The organism is Streptomyces eurythermus, from assembly GCF_014649115.1.
GTDB classification, from domain to species: domain Bacteria; phylum Actinomycetota; class Actinomycetes; order Streptomycetales; family Streptomycetaceae; genus Streptomyces; species Streptomyces eurythermus.
Genome location: NZ_BMSK01000013.1, coordinates 129,272 through 148,316, shown reverse-complemented (window position 1 = coordinate 148,316; position 19,045 = coordinate 129,272). Strand labels below are relative to the sequence as shown.

Sequence of the window (19,045 nt, the reverse complement as noted above, 5' to 3'; positions counted from 1 at the left end):
GGCCCGGGGACCTCCCTCCCTAGGATGAGCCCATGTCACTCCCGCACGCGATCCTCACCGCCCTGCTGGAAAAGCCGTCGTCGGGACTGGAACTGACCCGCCGGTTCGACAAGTCGATCGGCTACTTCTGGTCCGCGACGCACCAGCAGATCTATCGCGAGCTGGGGAGGCTGGAGGCCGAGGGGCTCATCCGCGCGCTGCCGGCCGAGCAGCCGGCCCGCGGGCAGAAGAAGAGCTACGAGGTGCTGCCCGCGGGCCGGGCCGAACTGGCCCGCTGGACCGCCGCCGCGCAGGACCCGAAGCCGCAGCGGGACGTGCTGCTGCTGCGGCTGCGCGCGGCCGCCGTGGTGGGCACCGCGGGCCTGGAGGCCGACCTGCGCCGCCACCTGGAGCTGCACCGGCGGCAGCTCGCCGAGTACCGGGAGATCGAGAAGCGGGACTTCCCGCCCGGCCGGGACGCCCCGCAGGACCGGCTGCGCCACCTGGTCCTGCGGGCCGGGATCGATCTGGAGACCTTCTGGACCCAGTGGCTCACCCACGCCCTGGCGGAGTTCGCCGAACTGCCGGACACCGACTGAAGGGGGACTCAGAGCCGGTACGGCCGGGAGCGGCGGCGCAGGACCCAGCCGGTGGCGACGACGCCGGCGCCGACCAGGGCCGCGCCGGCGCCGAGGGTCAGGGTGCCGTAGTCGCGGGCGGCGCCGCCGAGGCCGCCCATCACGCCCCGGGACGGGGCCGGGCTGGTGGTCGCCGAGATCGTCGGCCGGGTCTGGACGGGCGCCGGCTGGGTCCGGGCGGGCGCGGGCCCGGTCGGGACCACCGGTGCGGGCCTGGTCGGCACGGCCGAACCGGAGACGATCACCGACTGGCTGCCCGCGGTGGTGCCACTGGAGCAGAGCACGACCACGGTGTAGGTCCCCGGGCTGACCCCCGTCCAGGCCGCGGACTGGCTGACCGACGTGCCGGCCAGGGCCACCTGCCGGCCCTGGGAGAAGTTGGCCTGACGGCTGGTGAGCAGGGCCGCGGTGCCCCAGCTGCCGTTGACCTGGGTGCACGCGCTGGTGACCACCGACACCGTGGAGCCGATGGTGCTGACCGAGATGCCCGACACCGCCGCGGACGGCCCGGCGAGCGCGGCCGGGAGCGCGGCGGCGGCCGCCAGGGTCAGGCCGGAGCGGAGCAGGAGTCGCGAGTTGTCCATGGACGGGCCTCCGGCGGCACGGTCGGCGGTACGTCCCATGCGCCGCCGGGGGTCGGGAAGCGCCCGTGCTGCCTCAACCGCAGCCAACGCCCCGCCGGACACGGCCGCACCCGGAGCGGCCCGATCAGGTGACGGCGGCCCGCGCGGGGCCCTGATGCGCCCTCAGCGGCCCGTGGTCACCGTCCGCTCCGCCGACCAGCCGCCCCAGGTGCCGTCGGGCAGCCGGGCCCGCAGCCGTACCCGGTGTTCCTCCCCGGCGGCGGCGCCCGCGTAGAAGCTGTGGTGTGCCCGGCCGCGCGGGGGAGTGCCGCCCCAGACCAGCGAGGTGGCCGCGGCGCCGTCCAGACCGATCTGGTACTCGGTGATCACACCGTCCACGCGTGGCGGATCCCAGGCGAGGTCGATGTAGTAGGCGCCGTCGGCACGGTGGGTGGCGGCGGTGAACCCGGCGGGCGCGGTCGCCCGGCCGTCGTCGCCGCCCGGCGTGGACAGGCGGACCGGCGGGCCGGCGGGGGAGAGGTTGTCGGCCGCGTCCCGGGCGCGCACCGTGAAGACATAACGGGTGCCGGGACGCAGGCCCGTGACGACGGTGGCGGTCTGGTTCCCGCCGACACTGTGGATCTTCACACCGCCCTGGTAGACGTCGTACGACGACACCCCCCGGTCGTCCCGGGACGCGCCCCAGGACAGCTGGACGGCACGGCTGCCCACGGCCCGCCCGGTGGCCGTCCCCGGCCGGGCCGGAGCCGAGCGGTCCGCCGCCGTCACGGCCGGCGTCCGCGCCCGGACCTCCCGGCTCGGCGGACCCAGCCGGCCCGCGGTGTCCCGGGCCCGCACGGTGAAGGCATACAGGGTGGACGGCCTGAGCCTGGTGACGTCCACCATGTGCTGCGCGCCCGGTACTTCGGCCACTTTTGTGGTGTCCCGATATACCTCGTAGGTGCGGACCTCGGCGTCGGCGGGGGCCGCGTTCCACATCACGTGCACGCTCGTGGCGCTGCCCGCCGCGGCGGTGATCCCGACGGGAGCGCCGGGTGTCCGGCCGTCGTCGTCCGCCCGGTTCCAGCCACAGGAGGCGACCAGCAGCACGGCCCCGCAGACCAGCACGGGCGGAAAGGGAACGCGTCGCACGGCACTGCCCTCCCCGGACGGCCTAGGCATCACGTAAAGGTCCGGACCAATAGTGGCCCGGCCGGCGGAGCGCAGCAAGGGGGCCGCGTTGGTGACCATCCCCCGCGGTTACGTATGCTGAGGCTCCCTACGGCTGAACCGCCCCCGAGAACAGGGAAGTTCACGCCTGTGGCGCGGACACGCTGTCGTCGCCGATCCCGCGCCGGCGCGGGTGGCCGGGGGATCCGGGACGGTACCCGCTCCGGATCCCCGGCCCCTGTTGTCCCCCTCTCACCGCCCCGGCGACACAGCAGGGCCATCCCCTGACAGGGTGTCAGCGACGTGCTCCATCCGGCCCCTTCGCGGCGCACCCCGTGGCCGCGGACCCCAGGTCACAGCACAGTGGGGTCGGCGTCCGGGGCCGCGGCACCACGGGCCGGACATCCGCCTCTGTTCCCGACGAGAGGGTTCCCCATCGTGCGTGTCCCGTCCCTGACGCTGGCCGCGGCCGGCGCCGCCCTGATCGCTCCGGCACTGCCCGCGCCGGCCACCGCCGTCCCGCCCGCCGAACGGGTCGCGGCCCGTGACGAGAACGCGGTCCGCGAGGGGAGCGCGACACACGGTGGCGGCCTGGCCGGCGTCGCCCGGGGCGAGGGCGCGGCCCGCGACGGGAACACGGCGCCCAGCCGGGGAGCGGACCGTGCCGGGGGACCGGGCCGTGCCGAGAGGTCGGCGCGCGACGAGCGGACGCGCGGCGGCGAGGACGCGGTCACCGCCGCCCGCCTCCTCGCCCGGGCCGGCAGGTGCACCCGGGTCTCCCGGGGCCGGTACCGCACCGACGCGGGCCGCCCCGCGACCATTCCCGTCTGCGGCACCCGGGACGCCGTCTTCTGGAAGGCCGACCTGGACATCGACTGCGACGGCCGCCCCACCGCCCGCTGCAACCGCCGTACCGACCCGGTGTTCGCCCCCGCCACCTCGGTCCTGGGATCCGACGGCCGCCGGCTGAACGCCGAGACCCTGCCGTACATCGTCGTCCCGGCGCCCAGCCGCCGCTGGGACCACCGGGCCTCCGGGGTGCGCGGAGGCTCGGTCGCCGCCGTCGTCTACGGGGACCGGGTACGGTACGCCGTCGTCGGCGACACCGGCCCGCGCGACCTCATCGGCGAGGCCTCCTACGCCACCGCGCGCGCCCTCGGCATCCCGCCCGACCCCCGCTCCGGCGGGGTGTCCTCCGGCGTCACCTACATCGTCTTCCGCGACTCCCGGATCACCGCCGTGGAAAACCGCGCGGCGGCGGCAGCAGAGGGCGAGCGCCTGGCCCGACGCTTCCTCGCCCGACGCTGACCCGCCCCCGGCGCAAGCCCCGCCGCACGTCTCCGCGCCCGCCGCAGCCGCCTTGCAGCGGCGGCCACGCGGCCGGTCTCCGTCGGCCGGTGGCCGTCGCTCGGGCCGGGCCTCGCCTCCGGCGACCGTGTCCGCCGCCGTGTCCGGTCAGCGCGGGTCCCCCGCTTCCGGCGGCCGTCGCTCGGGCCGGCTCCCGCCTCCGGCGACCCGCAACCGGTGCCGGGCCCGGTCGGTGGTGCGGGTCTCCGCCTTTCGGTGGTCGTCGCTCGGGCCGGGCCCGTGCCTCCGGTGACCTTTCACCGGTTCCGGGCCCCGGCAGCCTTGCCGGTCCCGGCTCCGGTGAGCTTTGCTCCCGCCGGGCCCTGCCTTCCGGTGGCGGCCACTTGGCCGGTCTCCGCCTTTCGGTGGTCGTCGCTCGGGCCGGGCCCGTGCTTCCGGTGACCTTTCACCGGTTCCGGGCTCCGGCAGCCTTGCCGGTCGCGGCTCGGGCGAGCTTTGCTCCCGCCGGGCCCTGCCTTCCGGTGGCGGCCACTTGGCCGGTCTCCGCCTTTCGGTGGTCGTCGCTCGGGCCGGGCCCGTGCCTCCGGTGACCCTTCACCGGCTCCGGGCCCCGGCAGCCTTGCCGGTCCCGGCTCCGGTGAGCTTTGCTCCCGCCGGGCCCCGCCGTGCAACGCCCCGCACCCTCGCCGGCCTGTCACCCCTGCCGGGTGCTCTCACACCTTCCGGTAGCTGTACGCCTCCGCCGCCGCGGCCTCCACGGCGTCCAGGTCGGCGCCCGCGGCGGCGGTGACCACCGCGGCCACCGCGCCCTCGACGAACGGCGCGTCCACCAGGCGGGTGCCCTCCGGCAGTTCGTCACCCTCGGCGAGCAGCGCCTTCACCGTCAGTACCGCGCTGCCCAGGTCGGTGAGTACCGCCACCCCGGCCCCCCGGTCCACGGAGGCCGCCGCCGCGGAGATCAGCTCGGCGCTGGTGCCGAGCCCGCCGCCCTCGGTGCCGCCCGCCGGGGCCACCGGTATCCCGGCCGCCCCGCCCGCCAGGCCCTTCGCCAGCTCGGCGACGGACTCGGCCACCTGGGCGCTGTGCGACACCAGCACGATCCCGACCGGCCTGTCCTCACTCACCGTCCGCCTCCGTCGCCTCCGCGGTCTCGGCCAGCGCGGCGATCAGCAGCGCCGACGAGGTCGCCCCCGGGTCCTGGTGACCGATGCTGCGCTCGCCCAGATAACTCGCCCGGCCCTTGCGGGCCCGCAGCGGTATGGTGGCCGCCGCCCCCTCCTCCGCGGCGGCCCGCGCGGCGGCGAAGCCCGTGCCGAGCGCGTCCACGGCCGGTATCAGGGCGTCGATCATGGTCTTGTCGCCGGGTGCCGCCCCGCCGAGCGCCATCACCCCTTCCACGCCCGCGCGCAGCGCCGCCGCCAGCTCCTCCTCGCCGACCTCGGCGGCATCACCGAGCGCCTTGCCCGCCCGGCGCAGCAGGGTGCCGTACAACGGCCCGGACGCACCCCCGACCGTCGAGATCAACTGCCGTCCGGCGAGTATCAGGACACCGCCCGGGGTGTTCGGTGTCTCCTTCTCCAGGGCCGTCGCCACGGCCGTGAACCCGCGCCGCAGATTGCTGCCGTGGTCGGCGTCCCCGATGGCCGAGTCGAGGGCGGTGAGCCGCTCGGCCTCCCGGCCGACGGACGCGGCCGCCGTCGTCATCCAACGGCGGAAGAAATCGGCGTCGAGCACTGGATCTCCTTGTGTGACAGGGCCGTCGACCATGCGGCCGGGGTGGTGGTGCGGGCACATCACGCGCTCACATGCCCCAGCGCAGGGCCGGTGTCTTCACCGGTGCGTCCCACAGCCGCAACAGCTCCTCGTCCACCTGACACAGCGTCACCGAGGCGCCCGCCATGTCCAGCGAGGTGACGTAGTTGCCGACGAGGGTGCGGGCCACGGCGACACCGCGTTCGCGCAACACCCGCTGCACCTCGGCGTTGAAGCCGTACAGCTCCAGCAGCGGGGTCGCGCCCATGCCGTTGACCAGCACCAGGACGGGAGCGCGCGGCGGCAGGTCCTCCAGGATGACGTCGACCGCGAAGTCGGCGATCTCCCCGGAGGTCATCATCGGCCGCCGCTCCCGGCCCGGCTCGCCGTGGATGCCGATGCCCAACTCCAGCTCACCGTCCGGCAGATCGAACGTGGGGCTGCCCTTCGCCGGGGTCGTACAGGCGCTGAGCGCCACGCCGAAGCTGCGGGAGTTGTCGTTGACCCGGCGGCCGACGGCCTCCACGTGCTCCAGCGGCTGCCCCTCGGCCGCGGCGGCACCCGCGATCTTCTCCACGAACAGCGTCGCGCCCGTACCCCGCCGGCCGGCCGTGTAGAGGCTGTCGGTGACCGCGACGTCGTCGTCGACGAGCACCTTGGCGACCTGGATGCCCTCGTCCTCGGCCAGCTCGGCCGCCATGTCGAAGTTCAGCACGTCACCGGTGTAGTTCTTCACGATGAACAGGACGCCCGCGCCGCTGTCCACGGCCGCCGCGGCGCGCGCCATCTGGTCCGGTACGGGCGACGTGAAGATTTCTCCGGGGCACGCGGCGGCGAGCATGCCCGGGCCGACGAAGCCGCCGTGCAGCGGCTCGTGCCCGGAGCCGCCGCCCGAGACGAGCGCGACCTGCCCGGGCACGGGGGCGTCCCGGCGGACGATCACCCGCTTCTCCACGTCCACGTTCAGTTCGGGATGCGCGGCGGCCAGACCGCGCAACGCGTCCGCCACGACCGTCTCCGGTACGTTGATCAGCATCCTCATAGGTGTCTCCTCGCGAACCTGGCCCTCGACTGCCGTGACGGGGCGTCAGGTGCCGACGGTCACCCGGTGGAGACAGCCGTTCGTCCCGTCTATGGGCAGTATCTGCCCTGCGGCAGCCGAGGTCACGTGCGATCGCCCGGCTTTACGGTCCGTAGCGGACTGTCGACCAAGGGGAACAGCACTCTACCGGCACACCAGGACCGCACCGGCCCCGCTTCTGCGGCAACTGCCCTGCCGAGCCGCGCCCGTTGGCCGTAGGGGAGTGGCACCGGGGGAGATCGTCACCGGTCGTACGGCGCTCCCGGCCTCCGGGACCGCATCGGCCGCCGCGTCCGGGGAACCCGGTGGCACGGAGCCCCGCAGGCCGCCGACCGAGGAGGTGCCGTCGCCGTGGACGAGTGGAAGATGTGGGAGCACGACGGGGTACGACTGTCCGCGCGCGAGCGCCTGGCGCTGGCGCGGATCGAGGCGGGCCTCAGGCAGGACCGGCGGTTCGCCCGCCGGATGGGCGAGGCGCGGTACGGCGTCTGGCTGCCGGTGGCGGTGCTGCTGCTGGCGGTCGCGTCGGTGTTCGTCGCCGTCATGGGCATCCGCACCTCCGACCCCGCGCTGCTGTGGTGCTTCGCGCTGCTGTGGCCGGTCACCCTCCTCCAGGCGTTCCGGCTGCTGTGCCGAGCCGCCCGCCCGCGCCCCCGGCGACCCCACCGCCGGCCCCGGCCCACGCCGCCCACGCCGTGGGTCTGAGCCCCATGCCTCCGCAGCGCCTCCGTAGCCGTGTACGCACACGGCATGCCACGCGCCGCCCGGGTCTCGTGTCCCGGGCGGCGCGTCAGGGCCGTCAGCTCTCCTTGCCCCGCCCCGACAGCGCGTCCCGCAGCCGGTCGATCAGGCCCACTCCCGGTGCCAGCAGCTTGTCGGCCGGGGGAGTGTCCGGCGCCGAGGGGTGCGGGCGGGTCGGCGCCGTCTGCTTGGCCCGGCGGACCTTGTCGCCCAGCTCCATCAGCGCGTCCTGGGGACAGGCCGCCTCCAGCCGCGGGAACAGGTTCTGTTCCTCGTCGGTCACATGGGAGCGGATCTCGCTCATCAGCTGCGTCATCAACGTGTCGAACCGGGGGTCGTCCGCCTGGCAGCCCTCCAGGTCCTTCATGATCTGCTCGGCCTTGGCGTGGTCCTCGATCTCCTTGTCCGCCAGCGCGTCACCGCCGGCCACGTGCTCGCGGACCGCCGGGTAGAGATAGGCCTCCTCGGCGACCGAGTGCCGGACCAGCTCGATCGTGGCCTGGTCGCAGAGGTTCTTGCGTTCCGGCGAGCCGGGCGGCAGCGCCTCGAAACGGCCGAAGATCTCCTCCACCTCACGGTGGTCGGTGGTCAGCTCCTGGATGACGTTTCCGCCGTGACCCATGGTCGTTACCTCCTGCGTGAGACGCGGCGGCCCGGAAGGGGCCGTGCCGTCGCCGCGCCGAGTGCCCCGGACACCGCGCGTTACACGGACCGCCACACCCGGTCAGCGCGCCGAGTACCGGGCGGCGGCCGACCGGCCCGCCCCGGACAGCGCCCACGCCCACCAGTGGTCCAGCGCCGAGCGGGTCAGCGCGTCCCCCGCCACCAGCGCCGGCCAGCCCACGGCACGCGCCTGCGCCGTGACCTTGGCCCCGCCCGCCACCGGGTCGACCGCGATCACCGGGGTACCGGCCCGCAGCGCCAGGACCAGACCGTGCAGCCGGGTGGTGACCACCACGTCGCAGCGGGCGACGAGGGCGAGGAACTGTTCGGCGGTGGCGCACAGCCGCCAGTCGTCCACGGCCAGCCGGGTCTCGGCCGGCACCCGCGTACAGTCCTGGTCGGCCAGCCAGGACGTGATCGTGTCGTTGACCTCCGCGTGCCGCCGCCGCGCGCCGTACTCGCCCTGCCCCGAGGACAGCACCACCGCGGCCACCGGCGGCAGCGGGCCCACCGGGGCGTTCGCCGCGAGGTCATGGCGGGCCGGGGCCGCGGTGCCGTCCCGGGCGACGATCGTGTGGAAACCGGTGGCCGCCGGGTCCGCGGGGTCGACCACCGAGACCCCGGCCGCCAGTCGTGTGCAGGACCTGAACCTTGCATGCAGGGCGGCGACTTGGGGTCCGTGCACCGGACCGCACACGAACAGCAGCGTGCCGTAGGCGTCCGGGTCGGCCGTCTCCAGGGACAGCGCCCCGGGCCGGAACCCGGGGCTCCATGCCGTGTCGTGGGGGATGCCGGCCCCGGTCAGCGCCGCCGACATGTGCCGCTGGGCGAGTACGTCCCCGGCCGTCGCCTCCCCGTCCCGGAAGCTGAACCAGCCGGTGAGCAGCAGCTTCCCCGGAGGCCGGCCGGGTGCGCGCAGGGTGCGCAGCACGGCTGCCGGGACGTCGTCGTGCATGGAGGTCTCCAGCGTGGTAACGAGGCGCCTGAGTCGCGCGAGTACCCCTGATTCCGGAGAATAAGAATCCAACGCGTGAATCCAACTGGCAGGGGAACCCAGCTGCCAGTGCCGTCCAGCCAGCGGCGGCTCAGCAGGGCGGTCCCGGACGTCTCCGGGGCCCGGGCCCTGTCCTCTTCCTCCCCGACGGGCCGGTGACGCCGGGCCCGGTGACGCGGCACGCGCCGAACACCCGTACACAGCCCGGCCGTAGACGGACGGCGCCGTCCACAGCGTGCTTCCGGCCGCGGACGACGTGGACGAAGGACGACGAAGGAGAAGCCCCCATGACTGGTGCCACACCGTTCTCCTGGCGGCGCGCCCTCGTGACCGGCGGTGCCGGCTTCCTCGGCTCCCACCTGTGCGAGCGGCTGCTGGATTCGGGCGTCGAAGTCGACTGCGCCGACAACCTGGTCTGCGGGCGGCGCGAGAACATCGCGCACCTGGAGGCGCGGCCCGGCTTCCGGTATGTGTACTGCGACGTCAGCGCGGCCGACTGCGCCGAACGCCTCCCGGGCCCGTACGACCTGGTCCTGCACTTCGCCTGCCCCGCCTCACCCGCCGACTACCTCCGCCTGCCGCTGGAGACCCTGGAGGTCGGCAGCACCGGCACCCGCAACGCGCTGGCCGTCGCCGAACGCGACGGCGCCCGGTTCCTGCTCGCCTCCACCTCCGAGGTGTACGGCGACCCCCAGGTCCACCCGCAGCACGAGGGCTACTGGGGCAACGTCAACCCCATAGGGCCGCGCAGCGTGTACGACGAGTCCAAACGGTTCGCCGAGGCCCTGGTCACCGCGCACACCGGCACCCGGGGCACGAACGCCGGCATCGTGCGGCTGTTCAACACCTACGGGCCGCGGATGCGCGCCCACGACGGCCGGGCCGTGCCCACCTTCATCTGCCAGGCCCTGGCCGGCGAACCCCTCACCGTGACCGGCGACGGCAGCCAGACCCGCTCCCTGTGCTACGTCGACGACACCGTGGACGGCATCCTGCGGGTCGCCGCGAGCAGGTCCGTACGGCCGGTGAACATCGGCGGCAGCGACGAGATCACCGTCGCCGACCTGGCCCGCCGGGTGGTCGCCCTCACCGGCTCCCGCTCCCCGATCGCCTTCATCGACCGGCCCGTGGACGACCCCGGCCGGCGCCGCCCCGACACCACCCTCGCGCGCGAGTTGCTCGGCTGGTCGCCGCAGGTCCCCTGGGAGGAGGGGCTGAAGCAGACCATCGCCTACTTCGCCGCCCTGCCCCCGCAGCCGGTGGCGCCCGCGCAGGACCCGGCCCCGCAGTCCTGACCCCCGCCCCTCCCCGGCCCTGGAGACAGCGCATGCACGTCCTAGGAATCAACGCACTCTTCCACGACCCCGCCGCCGCCCTGATCACCGACGGCCACGTCGTGGCGGCGGCGGAGGAGGAGCGGTTCTCCCGCCGCAAGCACGGCAAGCGGCCCGTGCCCTTCTCCGCCTGGGAGCTGCCCGAGCAGTCCGCCCGCTGGTGCCTGGAGCAGGCCGGCCTCACCCCGTCCGACCTGGACGCCGTCGCCTACTCCTACGACCCCGTCCTCGCCCGCCCCGCCGAGGAGATGGGCCTGCACGACCCCTGGGACCACCTGCGCCAGGAGTACGCCCGGCAGGCCCCCGGCTTCCTCGCCGAGGCACTGCCCGGACTCGACCCGGCCAAGGTGCGGTTCGTCCCGCACCACGTGGCGCACGCCGCGTCCGCCGGGGCCGTCTCCCCGTACCCCGACTGCGCCGTGCTCGTCCTGGACGGCCGCGGCGAGTGCGGCTCCCACCTGGCCGGCCGGTACACCAACCGCGAGCTGACCGTCCTCGCCACCCAGCAACTGCCCGACTCCCTCGGCCTGTTCTACGAGGACCTCACCCAGCACCTCGGATTCCTGCGCAGCAGCGACGAGTTCAAGGTCATGGCGCTCGCCTCCTACGGCACCCCGCGCTTCGCCGCCCGGCTGCGCGAGTACGTCCACGCCGACGACCAGGGCGGCTTCCGCGCCCGCCCGGTGCCCTGGGCCGACCTCGTCCCGCCCCGCCCGGCCGGCGGCGCCTGGCACCAGGACCACGCCGACCTCGCCGCCAGCGCCCAGCTCTGCCTGGAGGAGGCCATGCTGGCGCTCGCCCGCCACCTGCGCGAACGCACCGGCGAGGACGCCCTCACCCTGGCCGGCGGGGTCGCGCTGAACTGCGTCGCCAACACCCGGCTGTGGCGCGAGAGCGGCTTCACCCACATCTGGGTGCAGCCCGCCGCGGGCGACGCCGGCACCGCGCTCGGCGCCGCCGCGCACCTCGCCGGGCAGAAGGACACCCTGGAGCCGATGGAGACGGCCGCCCTGGGCCGCGGCTGGAGCGACGCCGAACTGCGGGCCTGGCTGGAGCGGGCCGCCGTACCCTACGAGGAACCCGCCGACATCGCCGAGACGGCAGCCGAGGCACTGGCCGCCGACGGGATCGTCGCCTGGTTCCAGGGCCGCAGCGAGTACGGGCCGCGCGCACTCGGACACCGCTCCCTGCTCGCCCACCCCGGCAAGGCCGAGAACCTGGAGCGGCTCAACGCGGTCAAGGGCCGCGAGGAGTTCCGGCCCGTCGCCCCCATGGTGCTCGCCGAACGCGCCGCCGAGATCTTCGACGGGCCGCTGCCCAGCCCGCACATGCTGTTCGTGCACGATGTCGCCGCCGACTGGAAGGCCCGCATCCCGGCCGTGGTGCACGTCGACGGCACCGCCCGCATCCAGACCGTCGACCGCGCCCGGGAACCCCTGGTGGCCCGGATGATCGACGGCTTCGAACGGCGCACCGGGCTGCCGGTCGTCGTCAACACCAGCCTCAACACCGCCGGACGGCCCATGGTGGACGACCCCCGGGACGCCCTGGAGTGCTTCGGCTCCGCCCCCGTGGACCTGCTGGTCCTCGGCCCGTTCGCGATCCGCCGGGGAAAGGCGTTCGCATGACCGACGCGCCCGCCTACACCGTCGTCGTCCCCACCATCGGCCGGCCCTGCCTCGCCGAGTGCCTGCGCGCGCTCGCCGAGGGCACCACCGAGCACACCCCGCACGAGGTGGTCGTGGTGGACGACCGGCCCGCGCCCGAGGGCGGCCTGCCGCTGGAGACCGCCGGACAGCTCCTGGACCGGGTACGCACCCTGCGCACCGGCGGCAAGGGCCCGGCCGCCGCCCGCAACGCCGGCTGGCGCACCGTCCGCACCCCCTGGACCGTGTTCCTGGACGACGACGTGCAAGTGCTGCCGGACTGGTCCCGGCACCTCGCCGAGGACCTGCGCGCGGCCGGCCCCGACACCGGCGGCGTCCAGGGGCGGCTGCGCGTCCCGCTCCCCGCGGACCGCCGGCCCACCGACTGGGAACGCACCACCAAGGGCCTGGAGAACGCCGCCTGGGCCACCGCCGACATGGCCTACCGCACCGAGGCGCTCAAGCGGACCGGCGGCTTCGACGAACGCTTCCCGCGCGCCTTCCGCGAGGACGCCGACCTCGCCCTGCGCGTCCAGCGGGCCGGCTGGAACCTCGCCCGGGGCACCCGGATCACCCGGCACCCCGTCCGCCCCGCCCACTGGTGGGCCTCGCTGCCCGCCCAGCGCGGCAACGCCGACGACGCCCTGATGAACCGGCTGCACGGACGGGACTGGTGGGCCCGCGCCCAGGCACCCCGCGGCCGGCTGCCCCGCCATGTGGCGGTCACCGGCGCGGCCCTCGCCGCCACCGCCTGCGCGCTGGCCGGGCGGCGCCGCACCGCCACCGCCTGCGCGGCCCTGTGGACCCTCGGCACCGCCGAGTTCGCCCTGGCCCGGATCCTGCCCGGCCCGCGCACCGCCCGGGAGATCGCCGGGATGCTCGGCACCAGCGTGCTCATACCGCCGCTCGCCGTGCGGCACTGGCTGCGCGGCGTCGTCCGGCACCGCAACGCCCGGCCGCTCGGGGGTGCCGGATGACCACCGTGTCCGCGATCCTGTTCGACCGCGACGGCACCCTCGTCGCGGACGTGCCCTACAACGGCGACCCGGAACGGGTCCGGCCGCTGCCCGGCGCGCGGGAGGCCGTCGCGCTGGCCCGCTCCCACGGCCTGGCCACCGCGGTGGTCAGCAACCAGTCCGGCATCGGCCGCGGACTGCTCACCACCGAGCAGGTCCGGCGGGTCAACGAGCGCGCCGACACGCTGCTGGGCGGCCTCGACCTCTGGCTGTTCTGCCCGCACACCCCCGAGGACGGCTGCCCCTGCCGCAAGCCCCGCCCCGGCCTGGTCCGCGCCGCCGCCGTCCGGCTCGGCGTCCCGCCCGCCGCCTGCCTGGTCGTCGGCGACATCGCCGCCGACGTGCTGGCCGCCCGCGCCGCCGGCGCCCGGGGCGTGCTCGTGCCGGGCGCGGCCACCGCGCCCGAGGAGACCCGGCGGTTCGCCGCCCACACCGCCCCCGACGTGCTCACCGCCGTCCGGGGCGCCCTCGGCGTCGCGGCGGGGAGGACACCGGCATGAAGTCCCTCGTCGTCCGCCTCGACAGCTTCGGTGACGTCCTCCTCGCCGGGCCCGCCGTCCGCGCCGTCGCCGCCCACAGCACCCGGGTCACCCTGCTGTGCGGCCCGCGCGGCGCGGACGCCGCCCGGCTGCTGCCCGGCGTGGACGAGGTCCTGGTGTGGGAGGCGCCCTGGGAGGGCTTCGACCCGCCCCCGGTGTGCCCCGCCGACATCGACGCCCTCCTCGGACGGCTGCGCGCCGGCGCCCACGACAGCGCGCTTGTCCTCACCTCCTTCCACCAGAGCCCGCTGCCCACCGCCCTGCTGCTGCGGCTCGCCGGCATCGGCCGGATCGGCGCCGACAGCACCGACCACCCCGGCCGCCTCCTCGACGTACGCCACCGGCGGCTGCCCGGCCGGCACGAGGCCGAGGCCGCGCTCGACACCGCCGCCGCCATGGGCTTCACCCCGCCCCCGAACGACGACGGACGGCTGCGCGTCCTGCCGCCCCCGGACACCGGCGGCCTGACCGGCTACGGCCCCTACGTCGTCCTGCACCCCGGCGCCAGCGCCCCCGCCCGTGCCTGGAGCCCGCGCCGCTGCGCCGAGGCGGTCACCCTGCTCGCCGACGCCGGACACCGCGTCGTCGTCACCGGCGGCCCCGGCGAACGGGACCTCACCCGGCGGGTCAGCGGCGACGCGGCCGTGGACCTCGGCGGCCGGACCTCCCCGCGCACCCTCGCCGGGGTGCTGCGCCTGGCCGACGTCGTGATCAGCGCCAACACCGGCCCCGCCCACCTCGCCGCCGCCGTCGGCACCCCGGTCGTCTCCCTGTTCGCGCCCGTCGTACCCGCCGAACGCTGGGCGCCCTACGGCGTCCCCGTCATCCTGCTCGGCGACCAGTCGGCGCCCTGCGCGGACACCCGGGCCCTGACCTGCCCGGTGCCCGGCCATCCCTGCCTGGACGAGGTCACAGGCCAGGACGTGGTGCGCGCGGTCCACAAGCTCATCCAGGAGCGGCCCTCATGAACATCCTCGTCTGGCACGTGCACGGATCCTGGCTCACCGCCTTCGTGCAGGGCCCGCACACCTACCTCGTCCCGGTCACCGAGGACCGCGGACCCGACGGCCTGGGCCGCGCGAAGACCTGGGACTGGCCCGGGACCGTCCAAGAACTCACCCCGGCCGGACTCCGGGACGCCGACATCGACCTGATGGTCCTTCAGCGGCCGCACGAACCCGAGCTGGCCCTGCGCTGGACCGGCCGCCGGCCCGGCCTGGACGTCCCCGCCGTCTACGTCGAGCACAACAGCCCCGACGCCGCCCCCGAACGCCAACGCCACCCGCTGGCCGGGCAGTCGGCCGTCCCGGTCGTGCACGTCACCCACTTCAACCGGCTGATGTGGGACAACGGCCGGGCCCCCACCGAGGTCGTCGAGCACGGCATCATCGACCCCGGCCCGCTGTGGACCGGCACCGAACGGCGCGCCGCCGTCGTCGTCAACGAACCGGTGCGCAGGGGCCGTACCACCGGCACCGACCTGCTGCCCCGGTTCGCCCGCTGCGCCCCCCTGGACGTCTTCGGCATGCGCACCGAGGGCCTCGCCGACCACCTCGGCCTGCCGCCCGGGCGCTGCCGCACCCGGGACCTGCCCCAGCACGAGCTGCACCGGGAGATGGCCCGGTGCCGCCTGTACCTGCACCCCGTGCGCTGGACCTCGCTCGGCCTGTCCCTGCTGGAGGCCATGTTCCTCGGCATGCCCGTGGTCGCCCTCGACACCACCGAGGTCCGCGAGGCCGTCCCCGAGGGCGCCGGAGTGGTCTCGAACCGACTCGACGTTCTGGAGGACGCCGTACGGGCCTTCCTCGCCGACCCCGAGCACGCCCGCGCGACCGGCGCGGCGGCCCGGGCCGCCGCCCGCGCCCGCTACGGAGAGCGGCGCTTCCTGGACGACTGGGAGCGCCTGATCAAGGAGGTCACCCGATGAGCCGCATTCCGCACTCGGCCGGGCGCGTCGCCATGGTCTCCGAGCATGCCAGCCCCCTGGCCGCGCTCGGCGGGCCGGACGCGGGCGGCCAGAACGTGTACGTGGCGCAGGTCGCCCGGCAGCTCGCCAGGAAGGGATACCGGGTCACCGTGTACACCCGGCGGGACTCGGTGGGGCTGCCGGACCGGGTGACGCTCATCGACGGCGTCCAGGTGGTGCACGTGCCCGCCGGGCCGCCCGCCCCCGTCCCCAAGGACGAACTCCTGCCCCACATGCACGAGTTCGGGAACTTCCTGGCCCGGCAGTGGGCCGAGCAGCCGCCCCACGTGGTGCACGCCCACTTCTGGATGTCCGGCCTGGCCGCCCTGGCCGGCGCCCGCGACCTGAACATCCCCGTCGTGCAGACCTACCACGCGCTGGGCACCGTCAAGAAGCGCTACCAGGGCGCCGCCGACACCAGCCCCCCGCAGCGCCTCGCCGTCGAGGAGGCCATCGGCCACGAGTGCGCCCGGATCATCGCCACGTGCAGCGACGAGGTGGCCGAACTGAAGGCCATGGGCCTGCCCGAGGACCGGATCAGCGTCGTGCCCTGCGGCGTCGACCCCGAACAGTTCACCCCGGTCGCCCACACCCGCCCGCCCGGCGCCCGCAAACGGCTGCTGGCCGTCGGCCGGCTGGTGCCCCGCAAGGGCTTCGACCGCGCCATCCGCGCCCTGGCCGGCGTCCCGGACGCCGAACTCCTCATCGCCGGCGGCCCCGAGGCCGACCTGCTGCGCACCGAACCCGAGGCCGCCCGCCTGTACGGCATCGCCCGCGAGTACGGCGTCCTGGACCGGGTCACCCTGCTCGGCGGGGTCGGCCGGGCCCGCATGCCCCGCCTGATGTCCAGCGCCGACCTGGTGCTGTCCCTGCCCCGCTACGAGCCCTTCGGCATCGTCCCGCTGGAGGCCATGGCCTGCGCCACTCCCGTCGTCGCCACCGCCGTCGGCGGCCAGCTCGACACGGTCGTGGACGGCACCACCGGCCTGCTCGTCCCGGCCGACGAGGACCACGACCTCGGCGCGGCCCTGCGCGCCCTGCTCGCCGACCCCGGCCGGCTCGCCCGCTACGGAGCCGCCGGCCGCGCCCGCGTCCTCGCCCACTACACCTGGGACCGGGTCGCCGACGGCGTGGCCGGGGTGTACGGCGCCGTGTCCCCGATCCGCTCGCTCTCGGGAGTCGTCCGATGAACACCGCCACCGGCACCACGCACTGCGACGACCTCGCCAAGGCCCTGGAGGCGTTCCGCGACCACGCCCCCCTCATCGAGCGCTGGGGCACCGAACTCGCCCGGCGGCTCTGCTCGGGAGCCCGGCTCCTCGTCGCCGGCAACGGCGGCAGCGCCGCCCAGGCCCAGCACCTCACCGCCGAACTCGTCGGCCGCTACCGCGACGACCGCCCGCCGTTCTCCGCGCTCGCCCTGCACGCCGACACCTCCTCCACCACCGCGATCGCCAACGACTACGGCGTCCAGGAGGTGTTCGCCCGGCAGACCGCCGCCCACGGCCGCCCCGGAGACGTGCTCCTGCTGCTGTCCACCAGCGGCGCCAGCGCCAACCTGCTGTCCGCCGCCGAACGCGCCCACCGGCTCGGCATGACCGTCTGGGCGCTGACCGGGCGGTCCCCCAACCCGCTGCAACTCGGCGCGGACGAATCCCTGTGCGTCGACGCCCCCGTGGCCGCCACCGTCCAGGAACTCCACCTGGTCGCCGTGCACATGCTCTGCGAGACCTTCGACCGGGCGGTGGAGAACGGCGAGGCCGGGCGGGTGGCCGCCGACGGCACACCGGGTGCCGACGGCAAACCGGGGGTGGTCGGGCGGCTCGTCGGCCGGGCCCGCACCGTCGGCCGGACCACGCCCGGCGCACCCGTCGCCCCGCGGAAGGGGCAGGCATGACCGACGTCCCCACGCCCCTGGTCGTCGTCGGCGACGCCCTGCTCGACCACGACCTGTGCGGCCGGGCCGAACGGCTCGCCCCGGACGCGCCGGTGCCCGTCGTGCACGGCACCCGGCGCAGCTCCCGCCCCGGCGGCGCGGCCCTCGCCGCCTGCCTCGCGGCGGCCGACGGACGCCCCGTCACCCTGGTCACCCCCCTCGGCACCGACCCCGCCAGCGACACCCTGCGCGAGCTGCTGGCCGGCCGGGTCCGGCTGGTCGAGATCCCCCTGGACGGCACCCTGAGCAGCAAGACCCGCGTCCTGGCCGGAGACCGGCCGCTGCTGCGTCTGGACGACGGCGAGGGCCGCGCCCGCGAGGCCACCGGGCAGGCGGTCACGGCGGTGGCGGAGGCCGGGGGAGTCCTCGTCGCCGACTACGGCCGGGGCACCGCCGACGTCCTGCGGGACGCCCTGGCCCACACGGCGGCCCCCGTCGTCTGGGACCCCCATGTGCGCGGCCGGCCCCCCGTGCCCGGCGTCCGCCTCGTCACCCCCTCCGCCCAGGAGGCCCGCGCCTTCGCCCGGCGGCTGGCCGGGGACGACGAGGAGACGGCCGGCGACACGGCCGGACTGCGCACCGCCGCCCGGGACGCCCGCGCCCTGGTCCGGGCCTGGCGGGCCCAGGCCGTCGCGGTCACCCTCGGCGACCGCGGCGCCCTGCTCTCGCACGGCGAGACCCCGCTGCTGGTGCCGACCCCGGGCACCGCCACCGGTGACCCGTGCGGCGCCGGCGACCGGTTCGCCGCCGCCGCGGCCGGACTGCTCGCCGACGGCGCCCTCACCGAGGCCGCCGTCCAGGCCGCCGTGCACGCCGCCACCCGCTACGTCGCCGAGGGCGGCGCCCGCGCCGTCGCCACCCCGGATCGGCCGGAGACCCCCGCCGAGTCCCCTACCGACGGCGACACCACCGCCGACGCCGTACGCACCGCCGGCCGGGTCCGGGCTGCGGGCGGCACCGTCGTCGCCGCGGGCGGCTGCTTCGACCTGCTGCACGCCGGGCACGTCGCCCTGCTCCAGGCCGCCCGCCGGGCCGGCGACTGCCTGATCGTCTGCCTCAACTCCGACGACTCCGTCCGCCGCCGCAAGGGCGACGGCCGGCCCCTGGTGCCGGCCGCCGACCGGGTACGGGTGCTGCGCGCCCTGGAGTGCGTGGACGCCGTCGCCGTCTTCGACGAGGACACCCCCGAACGCATCCTCGGCGAACTCCGCCCGCACATCTGGGCCAAGGGCGGCGACTACGCGCGGACCCGGCTGCCCGAACAGCCCCTGGTGGAGAGCTGGGGCGGACAGGTCCTGCTGCTGCCCTACCTCGACGGCCGCTCCACCACCGTCCTCGCCCGCCGGGCGGCCCTGACCCCCACGGCGGGAGACCACCCGTGAGCCCCACGGCGGGAGACCACCCGTGAGCCCCACGGCGGGAGACCACCGCACCCGCCTTCCGCGCCCGGGAGAGGCCCACCGCGCGCCCGCCTTCCGTGCCCGGCGGAGGCGCACCTCGCGCCCGCGGCCGCCGCGCGTGCCCCACCCGGCGGCCGGGCCCCGGCACCCCCCGAGCGCCGGCCCTCGCCCGGCCGTCCGGGAACGCGGGTGCGCCCGGCCCGTGCCGCCGCACCGTCCCGGGGTACTCGCCGCCCAGCCCGCGTTCCCGCCCCCGACCCGAAAGGCCGCCCGATGACCGGTACCCGCCCTCCCCCCACCGCGGGCCGGACCGCCCCCG

Annotated in this window: 19 protein-coding genes; 12 read left to right on the top strand and 7 right to left on the bottom strand. The window is 75.9% G+C overall.

The window, feature by feature from the left end; all coding sequences use genetic code 11:
* The first annotated feature begins 32 nt into the window (after window positions 1-32).
* Complete coding sequence (locus tag IE251_RS24880; protein ID WP_189755227.1) at window positions 33-578, top strand: PadR family transcriptional regulator; 546 nt, start codon at window positions 33-35, stop codon at window positions 576-578.
* Window positions 579-586: 8 nt separating this feature from the next.
* Here the strand turns inward: IE251_RS24880 and IE251_RS24875 are convergent, their stop codons facing one another.
* Together IE251_RS24875 and IE251_RS24870 are read right to left on the bottom strand one after the other, a co-directional pair.
* The gene (locus tag IE251_RS24875; protein ID WP_189755226.1) at window positions 587-1,201 is read right to left on the bottom strand and encodes a hypothetical protein; all 615 of its coding nucleotides are present in this window, start codon (window positions 1,199-1,201) and stop codon (window positions 587-589) included.
* A gap of 162 nt (window positions 1,202-1,363) precedes the next feature.
* Window positions 1,364-2,332 (bottom strand): fibronectin type III domain-containing protein, encoded by a 969-nt coding sequence (locus IE251_RS24870; protein WP_229896914.1) that lies wholly within the window; start codon window positions 2,330-2,332, stop codon window positions 1,364-1,366.
* 456 nt (window positions 2,333-2,788) lie between these two features.
* On the opposite strand from IE251_RS24870, the gene IE251_RS24865 reads away from it, so the two are divergent.
* Window positions 2,789-3,658 carry a glycoside hydrolase family 75 protein gene (locus IE251_RS24865; protein WP_189755224.1) on the top strand — a complete coding sequence of 290 codons (870 nt, stop codon included), beginning with the start codon at window positions 2,789-2,791 and terminating at the stop codon, window positions 3,656-3,658.
* 713 nt (window positions 3,659-4,371) lie between these two features.
* Here IE251_RS24865 and IE251_RS24860 read toward each other — a convergent pair.
* The 3 genes from IE251_RS24860 to dhaK all read right to left on the bottom strand — a co-directional run bounded on the left by IE251_RS24860 (window position 4,372) and on the right by dhaK (window position 6,452).
* Window positions 4,372-4,782 (bottom strand): PTS-dependent dihydroxyacetone kinase phosphotransferase subunit DhaM, encoded by a 411-nt coding sequence (locus IE251_RS24860; RefSeq protein WP_189755223.1) that lies wholly within the window; start codon window positions 4,780-4,782, stop codon window positions 4,372-4,374.
* On the bottom strand, window positions 4,775-5,392 hold the full coding sequence (gene dhaL / locus IE251_RS24855; RefSeq protein ID WP_189755222.1) for a dihydroxyacetone kinase subunit DhaL: 618 nt from the start codon (window positions 5,390-5,392) through the stop codon (window positions 4,775-4,777). Before dhaL ends, IE251_RS24860 begins: the two co-directional genes overlap by 8 nt.
* Before the next feature lie 67 nt (window positions 5,393-5,459).
* A complete protein-coding gene (gene dhaK / locus IE251_RS24850; RefSeq protein WP_189755221.1) occupies window positions 5,460-6,452 on the bottom strand; it encodes a dihydroxyacetone kinase subunit DhaK in 993 nt (330 codons plus the stop codon).
* A 390-nt stretch (window positions 6,453-6,842) separates the two neighbouring features.
* Between dhaK and IE251_RS24845 the strand changes: the two genes are divergently transcribed.
* Window positions 6,843-7,196 (top strand): DUF3040 domain-containing protein, encoded by a 354-nt coding sequence (locus IE251_RS24845; RefSeq protein WP_189755220.1) that lies wholly within the window; start codon window positions 6,843-6,845, stop codon window positions 7,194-7,196.
* Window positions 7,197-7,290: 94 nt separating this feature from the next.
* Here IE251_RS24845 and IE251_RS24840 read toward each other — a convergent pair whose 3' ends face one another.
* Together IE251_RS24840 and IE251_RS41745 are read right to left on the bottom strand one after the other, a co-directional pair.
* On the bottom strand, window positions 7,291-7,854 hold the full coding sequence (locus IE251_RS24840; RefSeq protein WP_189755219.1) for a hemerythrin domain-containing protein: 564 nt from the start codon (window positions 7,852-7,854) through the stop codon (window positions 7,291-7,293).
* Between the two features lie 102 nt (window positions 7,855-7,956).
* Window positions 7,957-8,850, bottom strand: coding sequence for a polysaccharide pyruvyl transferase family protein (locus tag IE251_RS41745; RefSeq protein ID WP_189755218.1), 894 nt, complete (start codon window positions 8,848-8,850; stop codon window positions 7,957-7,959).
* A 326-nt stretch (window positions 8,851-9,176) separates the two neighbouring features.
* On the opposite strand from IE251_RS41745, the gene IE251_RS24830 reads away from it, so the two are divergent.
* From IE251_RS24830 to IE251_RS24790, 9 genes are read left to right on the top strand one after another with little or no spacing between them, the layout of a single operon-like run.
* Window positions 9,177-10,184 (top strand): NAD-dependent epimerase/dehydratase family protein, encoded by a 1,008-nt coding sequence (locus IE251_RS24830; RefSeq protein WP_189755217.1) that lies wholly within the window; start codon window positions 9,177-9,179, stop codon window positions 10,182-10,184.
* Window positions 10,185-10,216: 32 nt separating this feature from the next.
* Window positions 10,217-11,851 (top strand): carbamoyltransferase family protein, encoded by a 1,635-nt coding sequence (locus tag IE251_RS24825; protein ID WP_189755216.1) that lies wholly within the window; start codon window positions 10,217-10,219, stop codon window positions 11,849-11,851.
* Window positions 11,848-12,846: a glycosyltransferase family 2 protein gene (locus IE251_RS24820; protein ID WP_189755215.1), complete on the top strand. Its 999-nt coding sequence runs from the start codon at window positions 11,848-11,850 to the stop codon at window positions 12,844-12,846. The genes IE251_RS24825 and IE251_RS24820 overlap by 4 nt, the downstream gene beginning before the upstream one ends.
* A complete protein-coding gene (locus IE251_RS24815; protein WP_189755214.1) occupies window positions 12,843-13,385 on the top strand; it encodes a D-glycero-alpha-D-manno-heptose-1,7-bisphosphate 7-phosphatase in 543 nt (180 codons plus the stop codon). The genes IE251_RS24820 and IE251_RS24815 overlap by 4 nt, the downstream gene beginning before the upstream one ends.
* A complete protein-coding gene (locus tag IE251_RS24810; protein ID WP_189755213.1) occupies window positions 13,382-14,392 on the top strand; it encodes a glycosyltransferase family 9 protein in 1,011 nt (336 codons plus the stop codon). Before IE251_RS24815 ends, IE251_RS24810 begins: the two co-directional genes overlap by 4 nt.
* Window positions 14,389-15,351 (top strand): glycosyltransferase, encoded by a 963-nt coding sequence (locus IE251_RS24805; RefSeq protein ID WP_189755212.1) that lies wholly within the window; start codon window positions 14,389-14,391, stop codon window positions 15,349-15,351. The genes IE251_RS24810 and IE251_RS24805 overlap by 4 nt, the downstream gene beginning before the upstream one ends.
* Entirely contained in the window at window positions 15,348-16,580 is a 1,233-nt protein-coding gene (locus IE251_RS24800; RefSeq protein WP_189755211.1) for a glycosyltransferase, read from the top strand. Before IE251_RS24805 ends, IE251_RS24800 begins: the two co-directional genes overlap by 4 nt.
* The gene (locus IE251_RS24795) at window positions 16,577-17,287 is read left to right on the top strand and encodes a D-sedoheptulose-7-phosphate isomerase (RefSeq protein ID WP_189755210.1); all 711 of its coding nucleotides are present in this window, start codon (window positions 16,577-16,579) and stop codon (window positions 17,285-17,287) included. Before IE251_RS24800 ends, IE251_RS24795 begins: the two co-directional genes overlap by 4 nt.
* Window positions 17,284-18,708, top strand: coding sequence for a PfkB family carbohydrate kinase (locus tag IE251_RS24790; RefSeq protein WP_189755209.1), 1,425 nt, complete (start codon window positions 17,284-17,286; stop codon window positions 18,706-18,708). The genes IE251_RS24795 and IE251_RS24790 overlap by 4 nt, the downstream gene beginning before the upstream one ends.
* Window positions 18,709-19,045 lie beyond the last annotated feature (337 nt).